Origin of the sequence: Streptomyces sannanensis (genome assembly GCF_039536205.1) — a bacterium.
In the GTDB taxonomy this organism is placed as follows: domain Bacteria; phylum Actinomycetota; class Actinomycetes; order Streptomycetales; family Streptomycetaceae; genus Streptomyces; species Streptomyces sannanensis.
This window is the reverse complement of the sequence record NZ_BAAAYL010000001.1, coordinates 1,072,561-1,087,023: the sequence shown is the minus strand read 5'-3', so window position 1 is coordinate 1,087,023 and position 14,463 is coordinate 1,072,561. Positions and strand designations below refer to the sequence as shown.

Annotated in this window: 10 protein-coding genes and 1 pseudogene; 7 read left to right on the top strand and 4 right to left on the bottom strand. The window is 70.8% G+C overall.

Annotated features, from left to right (window positions below; translation table 11 throughout):
• Positions 1–10: 10 nt before the first annotated feature.
• Positions 11–349 (bottom strand): annotated as a pseudogene (locus ABD858_RS04925) (hypothetical protein); the annotation flags it as partial.
• A gap of 320 nt (positions 350–669) precedes the next feature.
• Here ABD858_RS04925 and ABD858_RS04920 point away from each other — a divergent pair.
• From ABD858_RS04920 to ABD858_RS04905, 4 genes are read left to right on the top strand one after another with little or no spacing between them, the layout of a single operon-like run.
• Positions 670–3,306, top strand: coding sequence for a sensor histidine kinase (locus ABD858_RS04920; protein WP_345034837.1), 2,637 nt, complete (start codon positions 670–672; stop codon positions 3,304–3,306).
• Positions 3,303–3,725: a roadblock/LC7 domain-containing protein gene (locus tag ABD858_RS04915; RefSeq protein ID WP_345034836.1), complete on the top strand. Its 423-nt coding sequence runs from the start codon at positions 3,303–3,305 to the stop codon at positions 3,723–3,725. Before ABD858_RS04920 ends, ABD858_RS04915 begins: the two co-directional genes overlap by 4 nt.
• Complete coding sequence (locus ABD858_RS04910) at positions 3,722–4,138, top strand: DUF742 domain-containing protein (RefSeq protein WP_425586156.1); 417 nt, start codon at positions 3,722–3,724, stop codon at positions 4,136–4,138. Before ABD858_RS04915 ends, ABD858_RS04910 begins: the two co-directional genes overlap by 4 nt.
• Positions 4,119–4,724 carry a GTP-binding protein gene (locus ABD858_RS04905; protein WP_345034833.1) on the top strand — a complete coding sequence of 202 codons (606 nt, stop codon included), beginning with the start codon at positions 4,119–4,121 and terminating at the stop codon, positions 4,722–4,724. Before ABD858_RS04910 ends, ABD858_RS04905 begins: the two co-directional genes overlap by 20 nt.
• Positions 4,725–5,148: 424 nt before the next feature.
• On the opposite strand, the gene glpK is transcribed toward ABD858_RS04905, so the two are convergent.
• Positions 5,149–6,660: a glycerol kinase GlpK gene (gene glpK, locus ABD858_RS04900; RefSeq protein ID WP_345034832.1), complete on the bottom strand. Its 1,512-nt coding sequence runs from the start codon at positions 6,658–6,660 to the stop codon at positions 5,149–5,151.
• A gap of 31 nt (positions 6,661–6,691) precedes the next feature.
• The gene (locus ABD858_RS04895) at positions 6,692–7,402 is read right to left on the bottom strand and encodes an MIP/aquaporin family protein (RefSeq protein WP_345034831.1); all 711 of its coding nucleotides are present in this window, start codon (positions 7,400–7,402) and stop codon (positions 6,692–6,694) included.
• Positions 7,403–7,611: 209 nt separating this feature from the next.
• Here ABD858_RS04895 and ABD858_RS04890 point away from each other — a divergent pair, with 209 nt between their 5' ends.
• Positions 7,612–8,124 carry an NUDIX domain-containing protein gene (locus ABD858_RS04890; protein ID WP_345034830.1) on the top strand — a complete coding sequence of 171 codons (513 nt, stop codon included), beginning with the start codon at positions 7,612–7,614 and terminating at the stop codon, positions 8,122–8,124.
• Between the two features lie 626 nt (positions 8,125–8,750).
• Here ABD858_RS04890 and ABD858_RS04885 read toward each other — a convergent pair.
• Complete coding sequence (locus ABD858_RS04885; RefSeq protein WP_345034828.1) at positions 8,751–11,165, bottom strand: glycoside hydrolase family 31 protein; 2,415 nt, start codon at positions 11,163–11,165, stop codon at positions 8,751–8,753.
• Between the two features lie 223 nt (positions 11,166–11,388).
• On the opposite strand from ABD858_RS04885, the gene ABD858_RS04880 reads away from it, so the two are divergent.
• Together ABD858_RS04880 and ABD858_RS04875 are read left to right on the top strand one after the other, a co-directional pair.
• Positions 11,389–13,368 (top strand): acetoacetate--CoA ligase, encoded by a 1,980-nt coding sequence (locus tag ABD858_RS04880; RefSeq protein ID WP_345034827.1) that lies wholly within the window; start codon positions 11,389–11,391, stop codon positions 13,366–13,368.
• 135 nt (positions 13,369–13,503) lie between these two features.
• Positions 13,504–14,397, top strand: a complete 894-nt coding sequence (locus tag ABD858_RS04875) for a hypothetical protein (RefSeq protein WP_345034826.1) — start codon at positions 13,504–13,506, stop codon at positions 14,395–14,397.
• The last annotated feature ends 66 nt before the right edge of the window (positions 14,398–14,463 follow it).

Below are 14,463 nucleotides of genomic sequence, written 5' to 3'. Positions count from 1 at the left end.
CACAGCGGCGTCAGCTCTTCGCGTGCAGCGTGTGCGCCGTGCGCCGCGCGGCCCGGCGCTCCTTCCGCAGACGCCGGGCCGTACTGCTGGGAACGGACACCACACCGTTGCGCTGATTCCACACCTGGCGGGTCACCCAGACGTCCAGCGCCGCCCAGGTCGCCACCACCGTGCCCGCCACAGCGCCCAGCACCATCGGAAAGGCCAGCCAGGACCCGGCAAGGCTGCACAGGAACGCCACCATCGCCTGGATCAGCGTCAGTGCCACGATGAGCACCGCGCGCACGGCCGCGGTACGCACCGGATCCGGCAGTCGCGGCCGTGCCACCGGCTCCTCGATCCACAACTGGGGCTGTTCTTCAGTGCTCATGAAATGTGTCTCCCCACCCACTCCCATGAACATGGACGAACGGATGAGCGTGAAGATTCCCGCGGAACGCTGAGTTCCAGCCATCCGCTGGAGTGGACGGAACCACTCCGCACCGGGTGTCATCGGCCACACTCAGGCGTGTCATCTCATGGGATAGCGGGACAACCCGTGATCAACAATATGACCGGAGGCCGAAAATCGTCCGGATGTGCCTTCGAGTTGGCTGTGAGTCAGTAGTAGGCTCGCGCCGTTTGTTGACGGAGGACACCCCGTCACATGGGGTCGATCTGGGGGAGGCCATGCGCTTTCGCGGGAAATCCATCCGCAGGAAGATCGTGGCGTTGTTGCTGGTGCCGCTCGTCTCGCTCACGGGCATGTGGGGGTTCGCGACCGTACTCACGGGACGTGAGGCCGCCGATCTGCTCGATGTCGCGCACGTCATCGACAAGGTCGGCTACCCGATGGAGGACACCATCCGGGTCATCCAGGAGGAGCGCCGCCAGACGCTGATCTATCTCGCGGACCCCGGCGCCTCCGACGCCCTGGCCGCCCTGCGCGGCAAGCGCGACGCCACCGACGGGGTCGTGGCGAAGATCAGGGCCAACGCCGCCGACGCGGCGGTCCGCGACGAACTGACTCCAGGGTCCTCCGAACGCCTCACGTCCATCCTGGAGGCCCTCGAAGGCATCGGTGACCTCCGCGAGAGAGTCGAGCAGAGCACCGTCACCCGCGCCCAGGCACTGGACCTCTTCAACCACCTCGTCGACCCCTGCTACGGCTTCCTCATGTCCCTCCACACCTTGGAGGAAGTGGAGCTGGACAGGCAGGGCCGGGCACTGGTCGGCATCACCCGGGCCCGCGAGATGCTCTCCCGCGAGGACGCGCTGGTCGCGTCCGCGCTCGTGGACAGCACTGTCGAGGCCGGTGAACTGCGCGAGATATCCAGCCTCATCGCCAACCGCGAACTGCTGTACGACGTCAATCTGGCGATCCTGCCCGACGTCGAGGGCATCATCTTCGAGAACTTCTGGGGCGGTCCCGACACCGAGCCGCTGCGCGCCACCGAGGAGAAGCTCGTCGCCCAGGGCCCCACCGAGCGCGTACGCGGCATCAGCGCCTCGAGCTGGGAAGACATCGCGCCGCCGGTCCTCGACTGGCTCACCGAGGAGGGCACCGCGGCCGGCGACCGCTACAAGGAACGCGTCGAGCCTGCCGCCATGAACGTCCTCATCAAGGCCGGTCTGGCGGGTGTGCTGGGCTTCCTCGCCCTGCTCGCCTCCATCGTCGTCTCCGCCCGGGTCGCCCGCGATCTGATCCACGACCTCTCCGGTCTGCGCAAGGAGGCCCATGAGGCCTCCGGTGTACGGCTGCCCAGCGTGATGCGCCGGCTCGCCGCCGGGGAGCAGGTGGACGTCGAGACCGAGGCGCCGCGCCTGGAATACGAGAAGGACGAGATCGGCCAGGTCGGACTGGCCCTCAACACCCTGCAGCGCGCCGCGGTGGAAGCCGCCGTCAAGCAGGCCGAGATGCGTCGAGGCATCTCCGAGGTCTTCGTCAATCTGGCCCGTCGCAACCAGGTCCTGCTCCACCGTCAGCTCACACTGCTGGACACCATGGAGCGCCGCACCGAGGACACCGAGGAACTCGCGGACCTGTTCCGGCTCGACCACCTCACCACCCGCATGCGCCGCCACGCCGAAGGCCTGGTGATTCTGTCCGGTGCCTCCCCGTCCCGGCAGTGGCGCAAGCCGATCCAGCTGATGGACGTCGTACGGGCCGCGGTCGCCGAGGTCGAGGACTACGAGCGGATCGAGGTCCGCCGCCTCCCCCGCATCGGGGTGAGCGGCCCCGCGGTCGCCGACCTGACCCATCTGATCGCCGAACTCCTCGAGAACGCCACGGTCTTCTCGCCCCCGCACACCGCCGTCCAGGTGCTCGGCGAGCGGGTCGCCAACGGTTTCACCCTGGAGATCCACGACCGTGGACTCGGCATGACGCCCGAGGCCCTGCTCGACGCCAACCTCCGGCTCGCGGAGACTCCCGAGTTCGAGCTGTCGGACACGGACCGGCTCGGCCTGTTCGTGGTGAGCCGGCTCGCCCAGCGGCAGAACGTCCGGGTCTCCCTCCAGACTTCGCCCTACGGCGGTACCACTGCCGTCGTCTTCATCCCGGCCGCGCTGCTCACCGACGCCCCGGACACCAACGGGGTCGGCTTCCGCCTCGATCGCAAGGCGGCCGACCAGCCCGTGGACCGTACCGCCCCGGACGGCCGGCGCGGCACACTCTCCCCGCTTCCCGTGGGCGCCCCGGCACCCTCCCTGCTGGACGGCCCGGTCGAACTCGAGCCGCCGGTGGGCGCGCTGGACTTCGACGAGACGGACCGACTCGGTGTACTCACCCCCCTGGACACCCCGGAGAGCGCGCGCGGCGGTCTGCTGAGCGCGGCCAGGCGCGATTCCGCAGCCGACCGCGAAGAACACACTCAGGCCGACGACGAGACCGACGAACCGGGCGCCTCGGTACGCTCCATCTCCGGCCCCGTGCCGCTGCCGCGCCGCCGCAGGACGCCCACGCTGGTCAGCGACCGCGGCCGCCGGGTGGACACGAAGGCCCGCACGCACTCCATGCCACCGGCCGAACCGGTCCGCGAGCCCGTCCGGGAGTCCCGGGCGGACGACGGACCGGCGCTCGGCGGGCTGCCCCGCAGGGTCCGTCAGGCCAGCCTCGCGCCGCAGCTGAAGGCGGACGCGGCGGCGCGGAGGGACGGACACCAGAGCACGGACGCGCCGCATCACACCGACTGCGACGCGGAAGAAGTACGCGCCCGCATGACCTCGCTCCAGCGGGGTTGGCAGCGCGGCCGTCGGCAGAACGCCGAGCAAGCCGCGGCGGGCGACCCAGCACACGGAAACACACCGGAGGGGGACGGTCGATGACCGCACCGAAGTCCAGCGCACACAACGGCTCGGGAGAGCTCAACTGGCTCCTCGACGAACTGGTCGAGCGTGTCGGGAGCATCCGCAAGGCGCTGGTGCTCTCCAGCGACGGCCTTCCCACCGGCAGGTCCAAGGACCTCACCCGCGAGGACAGCGAGCACCTGGCGGCCGTCGCCTCCGGGTTCCACAGCCTTGCCAAGGGCGTCGGCCGTCACTTCGAAGCCGGCCGCGTCCGGCAGACCGTGGTGGAACTCGAGGACGCGTTCCTCTTCGTCGTGGCCGCGGGTGACGGCAGCTGCCTCGCCGTGCTGGCGGACGCCGACTCCGACGTCGGTCAGGTCGCGTACGAGATGACACTGATGGTCAAGCGTGTCGGTGACCACCTCAGGACACCGAGCCGGGCCGGTCTGCCCACATGAGGTGTGGCTGGGAGGGCGTGAGCGGCGAGGGCCAGCAGCCGCACCACTGGTTCGACGACGACGCCGGGCCGGTCGTACGCCCGTACGCGATGACCCGTGGGCGCACCACCAGCATCAACCAGCACCGGCTCGACCTGATCGCCGTGGTCGTCCCCGAGCCGGCCGCCGACGACCCCGGCCGTGACCAACTGCTCTCCCCGGAGCATGTGGAGATCGTCGAGCGGTGCAGCGAGGCCCCGCAGTCGATCGCCGAGCTGGCCGCGGGGCTGGACCTCCCTGTCGGCGTGGTCCGGGTGCTCGTCGGCGACCTCGTCGAGGACGAGCTGGTGCATGTGAACCGACCCGTTCCGCCGGCGGAACTGCCGGACGAGAACATTCTTCGCGAGGTGATCAATGGCCTTCGGGCGCTCTAGCCGCAGCACGCCTACGGTCGAACCGGTGACGCTGAAGATCCTGGTGGCAGGCGGCTTCGGTGTGGGCAAGACCACTCTGGTCGGCGCGGTCAGCGAGATCAGACCCCTGCGCACCGAGGAGACACTCACCGAGGCCGGACGGCCCGTGGACGACACCTCGGGCGTCGAGCGGAAGAGCACCACCACGGTGGCCATGGACTTCGGGCGGCTCACGCTGCGCGAGGACCTGGTGCTCTATCTCTTCGGCACCCCCGGACAGGACCGGTTCTGGTTCCTCTGGGACGAGCTGGCGCAGGGTGCGCTGGGCGCGGTCGTCCTGGCCGACACCCGCCGCCTGGAGGACTGCTTCGCCGCCGTCGACTACTTCGAGCGGCGGGACATTCCCTTCGTCCTCACGGTGAACTGTTTCGACGGGGCGGACCGCTATCCCGCCGAAGCGGTACGGTCGGCCCTCGACCTGGATCCTGAGGTGCCGGTGCTGTTGTGCGACGCCCGCGAGCGGGAGTCCGTCAAGGAGATCCTGGTGGCGGTCGTGGAGCACGCCGCGATGCTGGGCGCCCGGCGCCGCGGTTCGGTCCCGGTCTGAATACACGGCCCGTACTTCCGGGGCTCGTTCTCCCGGACTTCGTCCGGGGGACCCCCACAGGGCGCCGCTGTGCCCATCAGCGGCCTCCGGCCGCGGGCCGTGCCGACGGTCGACCATGCGGCGGGCCGCATGTCCGGTGAGCCCGCGGGCTCACCGGACAGGACCTGGCGCCCCTCCCGGCAACGTGCGCCCCGTCGCGACGTTCCCCCAGCTACCTCCCCCAGCTACCTCCCCCAGCTACCTCCCCCAGCTACCGCTGGGGGTGCCCCCAGGGGTGCCCCCAGGGGTGCCCCCAGCGGGGCCCCGGGCACGCACGCTCGCTGCGTTGGCCGAGAGCCCGAGTAGCGCTGCTACAAGGGTCTTCGGCCGCCTTGCGATCGCACGCACCGGACGCCGCTCCTTGACGGGAAAACGTTGCAGGTCGCTAGCTACCCGTCTCCTCGTGCCAGCCGAAGCTCCGCTCCACCGCCTTGCGCCAGTTGCCGTACTCGCGCTCGCGGGCCTGCGCGTCCATGCGCGGCGTCCATTCGACATCGCGCTGCCAGTGCGCCTTGAGCTCGTCCAGGCCCGACCAGACGCCGGTGGCCAGCCCGGCCGCGTATGCCGCGCCCAGGCAGGTCGTCTCGGACACCTTCGGCCGGATCACCGGCACGCCCAGCACATCGGCCTGATGCTGCATCAGTAGCTGGTTGGCCGTCATTCCGCCGTCCACCTTGAGCGCGGTGATGTGCACACCCGAGTCCTGGTACATGGCATCCACGACCTCGCGGGTCTGCCAGCTGGTCGCCTCCAGCACCGCGCGGGCCAGATGCCCCTTGGTGACGTACCGGGTCAGGCCGGTGATGACACCGCGTGCGTCCGAACGCCAGTACGGCGCGTACAGGCCGGAGAACGCCGGCACGATGTAGGCCCCGCCGTTGTCGTCGACGCTCGCCGCCAGGGTCTCGATCTCCGCGGTGTTGCGGATGATGCCCAGCTGGTCCCGGAACCACTGCACCAGCGCACCGGTGATCGCGATCGACCCCTCAAGGCAGTAGACCGGCTGCTCGTCGCCGATCCGGTAGCCCACCGTGGTGATCAGCCCGCTCTTCGACGGCACCGGCCGGGTGCCCGTGTTGAGCAGCAGGAAGCTGCCGGTGCCGTAGGTGTTCTTGGCCGTCCCGGTGTCGTAGCAGGCCTGCCCGAACAGGGCCGCCTGCTGGTCACCGAGCGCCGAGGCCACGGGTACGCCCGCGAGCTGGCCGACGGCCGTGCCGTACACCTCGGCCGAGGAGCGGATCTCCGGCAGGATCGCCTCCGGGACGTGCATCGCGGAGAGGATCGAGCGGTCCCACTGCAGGGTCTCCAGATTCATCAGCATGGTGCGGGAGGCGTTGGTGACGTCCGTGACATGCACCCCGCCGTCCGTGCCGCCCGTCAGATTCCAGATCAGCCAGGAGTCGATCGTGCCGAACGCGATCTCACCACGCTCGGCGCGGGCCCGCAGCTCCGGTACGTCGTCCAGCAGCCAGGCTGCCTTCGGCCCGGAGAAGTAGCTGGCCAGCGGCAGTCCCGTGACGTCTCGGAAGCGGTCCTGGCCGTCCGCGCCGCCCAGCTGCTCGCAGAGCGCGGACGTCCGCGTGTCCTGCCAGACGATGGCGTTGTGCACCGGTTTGCCGGTCGCCCGGTCCCACAACACCGTCGTCTCGCGCTGGTTGGTGATGCCCAGCGCGCTCAGCTGCCCCGCGCGCAGCCCGGCTTTGGCGAGGGCCCCGGCCACCACGGCCTGGACCTTGGACCAGATCTCCGTGGCGTCGTGCTCCACCCATCCCGGCCTGGGGAAGATCTGGCGGTGCTCGCGCTGGTCGATGGCGACCACCGCGCCGTCCTGATTGAAGATGATGCAGCGGCTGGAGGTGGTGCCCTGGTCGATCGCGGCGACGAACTTGTCCGTCATGGCTACCCCTTGGTCAGCTGGATCGGCTTGGTCAGAAGGCTGCGTTGTAGATGGCGCCGGCGAGCGCACCGCCGATCAGCGGGCCGGCCACCGGGATCCATGCGTAACCCCAGTCGGACGTGCCCTTGTGCGGGATCGGCAGCACGGCGTGAATGATGCGCGGGCCGAGATCGCGGGCCGGGTTGATGGCGTACCCGGTGGGCCCGCCGAGCGAAAGGCCGATGCCGACCACCAGAAGCGAGACGATCAGCACCAGGGTGCCGGAATCCGCGAGCCCCTTCGTCCGCCCGAAGGCGAGGATGGGGAGCACCAGGCCGATCGTCGCGATGATCTCGGTGAGGAGATTGGCGACCGGGTTCCTGATCTCCGGGATCGTCGAGAAGATACCGAGGGTCGGGTCGGTGTTCGCCTGGAACTGGGCGAAGTAGACCAGCCAGGCGAGCAGTGCGCCCAGCATCGCGCCGACCATCTGCCCCAGGATGTAGACCCAGACCTTGTCCCAGGTGCCGGTGTCGACGGCGATGCCCACGGTCACCGCCGGATTGAGATGCGCACCGGACAGGGGCGCGGCCGTGTACGCCCCGGCGAGCACGCCGAAGCCCCATCCGAAGGCGATGACGATCCAGCCGGAGGCTCTCGCCTTGGAATGGTTGAGAGTGACGGCGGCGCATACGCCGGCGCCGAACAGAATCAGAATCGCCGTACCGATGACTTCGCCGAGAAAGATGTCCCCGTTGCTCATGGTGGCTCCTTGTCCTCGCGGACATGCAGGGTGCGTTCCCATGGCTACGGAGCCGGCGGCGGGGGCGTCCGCGCCCCGCCCGGCATCCGTGACGAGCGTGCCGGTCCGGAGTTTTCACCGGCACTGATGGAGCGTCAAGGTCGCGTGCAGCACGGAAATGCTGCTGCCGGGACGCCGGGTGGGAAAAGGACCTCCGGTACAGTCCGCGCATGACGCACCCCGCCAAGGACTCCCACTGCTCCTCCTGCGGTGCTCCGTACCCCGCCGGCACCCATGGCTGGCCCCGCACATGCGCCCGCTGCGGGGAGATCGCCTACTGCGGGCCGCTGCCCGTCGCCGTCGCCCTGCTGCCCGTAGCCGACCGGCAGGGAACCGGGCTTGTGGTCATCACCCGCACCATCGAGCCCCAGTACGGCGGTGTCGCGCTGCCCGGCGGGTTCATCGACCACGCCGAGGACTGGCGGGAGGCCGTCGTGCGCGAACTCAGGGAGGAGACGGGCATCGAGGCGGCCGCCCACGATGTGCGGCCGGCCGATGTGATGAGCTCGACGGTCCATCTGCTGCTGTTCGGGCTGCTCCCGGAACGCCGGGCGGCCGACCTGCCCGAACCCGTTCCCACCGCGGAGACCACCGGCTGGCGCGTACTGCGCGCCCCCGAGGAACTCGCCTTCCCCTTGCACACGCAGGCGGTACGGGCCTGGTTCGCCGGCCGGTACCGCTAGGAGTGTCCTGAAGATCTTGGAATCGTGCCCGGCTTGCACCGGTTCATGGCGATTGACATTTACTGGCAATCCGGGGCGAGTCAGGCGGTCGGAGCAAGATCTTCATCGGTCTTCTAGGGCGTGTTTCGAAAGTCCCGCCTGGTCGGGAACGCCCGGCACGCACGCTCGCCGCGTTGTCGGTCGTCGGCGCAGCCCGCTGCGCTCTCCTCCCTCCGCCTTGCGATCGCACGCACCAGACGCCCCCGACCCCGCCCTCCGGGCGGACGACGCTACTTTCGAAACACGCCCTAGGAGCGTCCTGAAGATCTTGGAATCGCGCCCGGCTTGCACCGGTTCATGGCGATGGGCATTTACTGGCAATCCGGGGCGAGTCAGGCGGTCGGAGCAAGATCTTCATCGGTCTTCTAGGGGTTGCCCGGCGGATCATGCCGGGCTCGCGGCGCCGTGCGACTCCGTCTCTTCCTCGTAGCCCTTCGGGCACGGGAGGTGCCACCGGCGGTCTCGTCAGTCGCCGATGTCCCCCAGCTACCGCTGGGGGTACCCCCAGCGGTGCCCCCACCGCATGCGTGGACACCAGCCGCTCCGCGGCGGGCACTCGCTGATCCAGCCTGATCCGCTGGCCACCCCTAGGGGGTGCCCAGCCCTCGGATCCGTACCGGACGCCCCGGCTCGGCGGGGTCGTCGTCGAGCAGCCGCTCCACCACGACACGGCCGTCGTCCATCCGGGTCGTGTACCGCTCCACCTCCGCCTGGTCCCACCCTGTGCCGGGATCGGCGATCACCAGCCCGCCCCCGGTACGCCCCATGGCCGGCGCCCATACCTCCAGTTCCGGCCCGCCGTCCGCACCACGCACCGGGAGTACCGCACCGGCCCGCGCCAGCACGGGGATACGGGACAGCGGCGCATCCAGCAGCACCTGGCCCGGGCCCTCATGGACCTCTCCGGTCGCCGTGTCGTACCAGCGCCCCCGCGGCAGCCGTACCGCCCGCCGATCCGCACCCCGTTCCAGCACCGGGGCGACCAGCAGCGCGTCCCCCAGCAGAAAGGCGTCCTCGCAGTCGCGCAGCGCCCGGTCACCCGGCGTGCCCCACCACAGGGGCCGCACATAGGGCGCGCCCGTCAGCCGCGCCAGATGCGACAGGGTGACGAAGTACGGGCGCAGCCGCTCCCGTTCGGCCATCGCCGCCCGTGCGTGCTCGAGCACCTCCGGGCCGAACTCCCAGGGCTCCCTGCGGCCCGCCCAGATTGCCGAGTGCGTACGGAACAGCGGCAGATACGACCCCAGTTGGAGCCAGCGCAGATACAGCTCGGGGGAGGGGCTGCCGCTGAAACCGCCCACGTCCGGCCCCGAGTACGGCACACCGCACAGCCCGAGCCCCAGTACCAGCGCCAGCGAGGCGCGCAGCCCCGGCCAGCCGGTCCGTACATCACCGGACCAGGTGCCGCCGTACCGCTGCATCCCGGCCCAGCCCGAGCGCGAGAACAGAAACGGCCGCTCGTCGGGCCGGAGCCGTCGCAGCCCGTCGTACCCGGCCCGCGCCATGGCCAGCCCGTAGACGTTGTGCGCCTCGCGGTGATCGCCGCCGCGCCCCTCGAGGCTGTGCCGCGCCGACCGGGGCAGAGAGGGATCGCCGAACGGGGCGAAGGACACCGGCTCGTTCATGTCGTGCCACACCCCGGAGAAGCCCTGGCCGAGCCGCTCCTCGTACAGCGTGCCCCACCAGTCCCGCACCAGCGGATCCGTGAAGTCGGGGAAGACGCACTCACCCGGCCACACCACCCCGCGCAGCTCCTCGCCGCGCGCGTCCCGTACGAACGCCCCGGCCGCACTGCCGCCGTCGTACACGGTGTCCCCGGGCTTCGCGGCGACCGCCGGGTCCACGATGGACACCAGCCTGACCCCCTCGGCACGCAGATCCTCCGCGAGCCGCGGCAGACCAGGGAAACGCTCACGGTCGACGGTGAAGACCCGGTGCCGCTCGTAGTGGTCGATGTCCAGGTGCAGTGCGGACAGCGGCAGTCCGTGCTCCCGGTAGCCGTCGACGACGCGCCGCACCTCCCGCTCACAGCCGAAGCCCCAGCGCGCGTGCTGCGGTCCCAGCGCCCAGGCGGGCGGCACTGCGGGCGCGCCGGTGAGTCCTGTCCAGCCCTGGAGCACGCGCGCCGGGGTGCCGGTCACCACCCAGCACCGCAGAGGGCCCCCGTCCATCCGCAGTTCGCTGGTGCCGGGCCGGTCGTGCCCCGAGCCGGCCCCCTCCTCGCCCTCGCGCAGCGCGAAACGGCCGTCCCACGAGTTGTCGTAGAAGGCCAGATGCGTGCCCGCGTCGGCGACCACCAGCTGCACCGGCATGGTGATGTAGAGCGGGTCGTCGCCGGGGCCGAAACCGCCGCGCGGATCGGTGTTCCACAGCCGGTACGTCCCGTCGCGCAGCCGCGGCCCGCCGGCCCGTCCCCCGAGCCCGAAGAACCGCGCGTCCGCGGGGACCTCACTCCTCAGCAGCCAGCGCGCTCCGGCCGGGCCCGCGGTGCCGGGCACGTCGAAGCCGCTCCGGCCTGTGGCCGGCCGGCCGTTCACCCCCGTCGGCTCCCACCAGCGCGGCGGCAGCTCGCGCCGCAGCGTCACACCGCCAGGGGTACGGATCTCGACGGCGCCGTGCCGGGAGACGGTCACCGTCACCCGCTCTGACACCACCCGCCAGCCGCCGTCCGTGTCGGGCTCGAGCTCGGCCCGTGTGTCCGGCTCGGGACAGGTGCCCGCCAGCGCGTACGACGGCAGCGGCTCGGCCCCGTCCCAGCCCCAGAACACCGCGCCGCCGGTCGCGACGAACACCCGCAGCCGGGAACGGGCGAACCGGACGACTCCGCCGCCCGGACAGGGCTCGGCCCCGGTCACGGGACCCGGCACCCGGGCCCGTTCCGCGGCCGGAGGCGGCAGATACCGGGCGTCCGTACGACGCCGCCGCCACGCGGAGAGCACCGCACGCAGCCCCTGCGTCGTACCGACGAATTTCACCGAGCGCACCAGGTCATGACCGTCCATGCAGCTCACCCTGCCATCCGGCCGTGTCCACGCGGGCACCGTTCAACTTCCGTTCACCCGTGGTGCGACCACATTGTTGCCCCGCCCACTGTGGGCGGCCGGCCCTGGTGCGAACGACGATCACATGGCATCGTCCCTGTCAGCCGCATCACGCGCACACCCTCGCACGTGTGCGCGACCCACGCACACGACGCGTACACGCCGTACAGCCGGGAGCCGCCCCATGACCGAAGCAGCGCACACTGCCCCCCTCTGGCAGCCCGACCAGGAGCGCATCGACCGTGCCGGGGTCACCCGCTTCCAGTCCTGGGCGGCCGAGCGGTACGGCGCCCCCGCCGAGGGCGGCTACGCCGCGCTGCACCGCTGGTCCGTCGACGAGCTGGAGACGTTCTGGCAGGCCGTGGCCGACTGGTTCGACGTGCGTTTCTCCACTCCGTACGAGCGCGTTCTCGCGGACCGCACCATGCCGGGGGCACGCTGGTTCCCCGGCGCCACCCTCAACTACGCCGAGCACGCCCTGCGTACCGCCGAGGACCCGGCCCGCGCCGACGAGCCGGCCCTCCTCCATGTCGACGAGACCCATGAGACGGTGCCCATCAGCTGGGCCGAGCTGCGCCGCCAGGTCGGGGCACTCGCCGCCGAGCTGCGCGCCCTCGGCGTACGCCCCGGAGACCGGGTCAGCGGCTACCTGCCCAACATCCCGCAGGCCGTCACCGCCCTGCTGGCCACTGCGGCGGTCGGTGCCGTCTGGACCTCCTGCGCCCCCGACTTCGGCGCCCGCAGCGTCCTCGACCGCTTCCAGCAGGTCGAACCGGTAGTCCTGTTCACCGTCGACGGCTACCGCTACGGCGGCAAGGAGCACGACCGCACCGACGTCGTCGCCGAGCTGCGCCGCGAACTGCCCACCCTGCGTGCCGTCGTCCACATCCCGCTGCTCGGCACCGAAGCCCCGGAGGGCGCCCTCGAGTGGTCCGAGCTCACCGCGGGCGCCGCGGAGCCGGCCTTCGAGCAGGTACCCTTCGACCACCCTCTGTGGGTCCTGTACTCCTCCGGCACGACCGGTCTGCCCAAGGCGATCGTCCAGTCCCAGGGCGGCATCCTGCTGGAGCACTTCAAGCAGCTCGGCCTGCACTGCGACCTGGGCCCCGGGGACCGCTTCTTCTGGTACACCTCGACCGGCTGGATGATGTGGAACTTCCTCGTCTCCGGCCTGCTCACCGGCACCACCGTCGTCCTGTACGACGGCAGCCCCGGCTACCCCGACACCGGCGCCCAGTGGCGGATCGCGGAGCGCACCGGCGCCACCCTCTTCGGCACCTCGGCCGCGTACGTCATGGCCTGCCGCAAGGCGGACGTGCACCCCGGGCGCGACTACGACCTCTCCCGGATCGGCTGCGTGGCCACCACCGGCTCCCCGCTGCCGCCCGACGGCTTCCGCTGGCTCCACGACGAGGTACGCGAGGACCTGTGGATCGCCTCCGTCAGTGGCGGCACCGACGTGTGCAGCTGCTTCGCCGGCGCGGTCCCCACGCTGCCCGTCGAGATCGGCGAGCTCCAGGCGCCCTCCCTCGGCACCGACCTGCAGTCCTGGGACCCCCAGGGCAAGCCGCTCATCGGTGAGGTCGGCGAGCTCGTGGTCACCAACCCCATGCCGTCCATGCCCATCCACTTCTGGAACGACCCGGACGGCAGCCGCTACCGCGACAGCTACTTCGAGATGTTCCCCGGCGCGTGGCGGCACGGAGACTGGATCACCATCACCGAGCGCGGCTCCGTGATCATCCACGGCCGCTCCGACTCCACCCTCAACCGCCAGGGCGTCCGCATGGGCTCCGCCGACATCTACGAAGCCGTCGAGCGGCTCCCGGAGATCCGCGAGTCCCTCGTCATCGGCCTCGAAGAGCCGGACGGCGGCTACTGGATGCCGCTCTTCGTCCATCTCGCGCCGGGGGCCACCCTCGACGACGACCTGCGCGCCCGTATCAAGCAGACCATCCGCGAGCAGCTGTCCCCGCGGCACGTCCCGGACGAGATCATCGAGGTCCCCGGCGTCCCGCACACCCTCACCGGCAAGCGCATCGAGGTTCCGGTGAAGCGCCTGCTCCAGGGCACGGCCCTCGACAAGGCCGTCAACCCCGGCTCCGTCGACAACCTGGAACTGCTCCGCTTCTACGAGGACCTCGCCCGCGAACGCCGCGGCTGATCCCCGGCTGAATCCCCCGGCGTCCTCGGACCTCGCCCAGCACCGCGGCGAGGTCCGAGGACGCCGGGCCGCCTCGGTTGTCAGTGCCCTCGGTTACGGTGAGTGAGCATTGATTCACAGCGCTGAGGGGGAGTCATGGGGCACACCAAGCACCGCAGGAGCATGCGGCACACCCTGCGCCGGGAGATCACCGGCACCCTGGGTCTGCTGACCGACGCCCAGGATTTCGCGGCGATGCGGAAATACCGTTCCTTCGCCTTCGAGGACCACGAGACCTATCTCAGGCAGGCAGAAGGACTGCTCAGGACACTCTCCGCCCAAGGAGCACACACCAGCGTCGCGCTTTTCGACCCGGAGGAGTTCGCCGAGTACTGCACCGCGGCCGGCCTCGACCCCGACACGGCCGACAGCCGTATGCGCTTCACAGCCGAGGTCGCGTCCGGCGGGGCCCGCGTCCCCTACACCGGCCAGCCCATCGACCAGCTGGTGCCGCAGCTCATCGACACCGCCGTCCGCAAGGCCACCTGGGACTACGCCACAGTGCTGCTCGCCCGGCTCGGCGACTGCGCGGAGTGCGGTCGCGACATCGGCCACGCCGCCTTCGACCGGGCTTCCCGCATGCTCATGGCGCTGCTCGACGCCGCCGGGCCGGGCACCCACCATCTGGTCTGCAGCGTCCCGGTCGAGGACGAACTCCTGCTCGCGGTGCTCCTCGCCGAGTGCCCCGAAGGGGAACCCGCCCGGCTTGACCAGTCGGAGGCGGCCGAGTTCGTGACCGTTCTGGCCGTGGGCATCGCCGTGAACAGCACCGGGGGAGTGGTCCTCCGCACCACCGCTCCGGACACCCCGGACCGGCTGCACGGCTGGCGGCTCCAGCAGGGACGCCTCGACCCGCTCACGGCCGCCGAGGTCTTCAGTGCGTACTGCACCGACGCCGACACCGGCGAGCCCGTGTCCCCGGAGCCGGGCGTCGAGTACCGGGCGGGCTTTCCCGTCACACCGGCCGAGGACCCCGGCAGCCACCACTGAAACACCCAAGGGGTCTTCCGCCAGGAAACGGTGGAAGACCCCTCGGCCGCACATCTCCGGAACACG

Coding starts and splice junctions, on each gene's coding strand:
- ABD858_RS04920 (WP_345034837.1), top strand. CDS start 670: ATGCGCTTTCGCGGGAAATCCATCCGCAGGAAGATCGTGGCGTTGTTG.
- ABD858_RS04915 (WP_345034836.1), top strand. CDS start 3,303: ATGACCGCACCGAAGTCCAGCGCACACAACGGCTCGGGAGAGCTCAAC.
- ABD858_RS04910 (WP_425586156.1), top strand. CDS start 3,722: ATGAGGTGTGGCTGGGAGGGCGTGAGCGGCGAGGGCCAGCAGCCGCAC.
- ABD858_RS04905 (WP_345034833.1), top strand. CDS start 4,119: ATGGCCTTCGGGCGCTCTAGCCGCAGCACGCCTACGGTCGAACCGGTG.
- glpK (WP_345034832.1), bottom strand. CDS start 6,660: ATGACGGACAAGTTCGTCGCCGCGATCGACCAGGGCACCACCTCCAGC.
- ABD858_RS04895 (WP_345034831.1), bottom strand. CDS start 7,402: ATGAGCAACGGGGACATCTTTCTCGGCGAAGTCATCGGTACGGCGATT.
- ABD858_RS04890 (WP_345034830.1), top strand. CDS start 7,612: ATGACGCACCCCGCCAAGGACTCCCACTGCTCCTCCTGCGGTGCTCCG.
- ABD858_RS04885 (WP_345034828.1), bottom strand. CDS start 11,165: ATGGACGGTCATGACCTGGTGCGCTCGGTGAAATTCGTCGGTACGACG.
- ABD858_RS04880 (WP_345034827.1), top strand. CDS start 11,389: ATGACCGAAGCAGCGCACACTGCCCCCCTCTGGCAGCCCGACCAGGAG.
- ABD858_RS04875 (WP_345034826.1), top strand. CDS start 13,504: ATGGGGCACACCAAGCACCGCAGGAGCATGCGGCACACCCTGCGCCGG.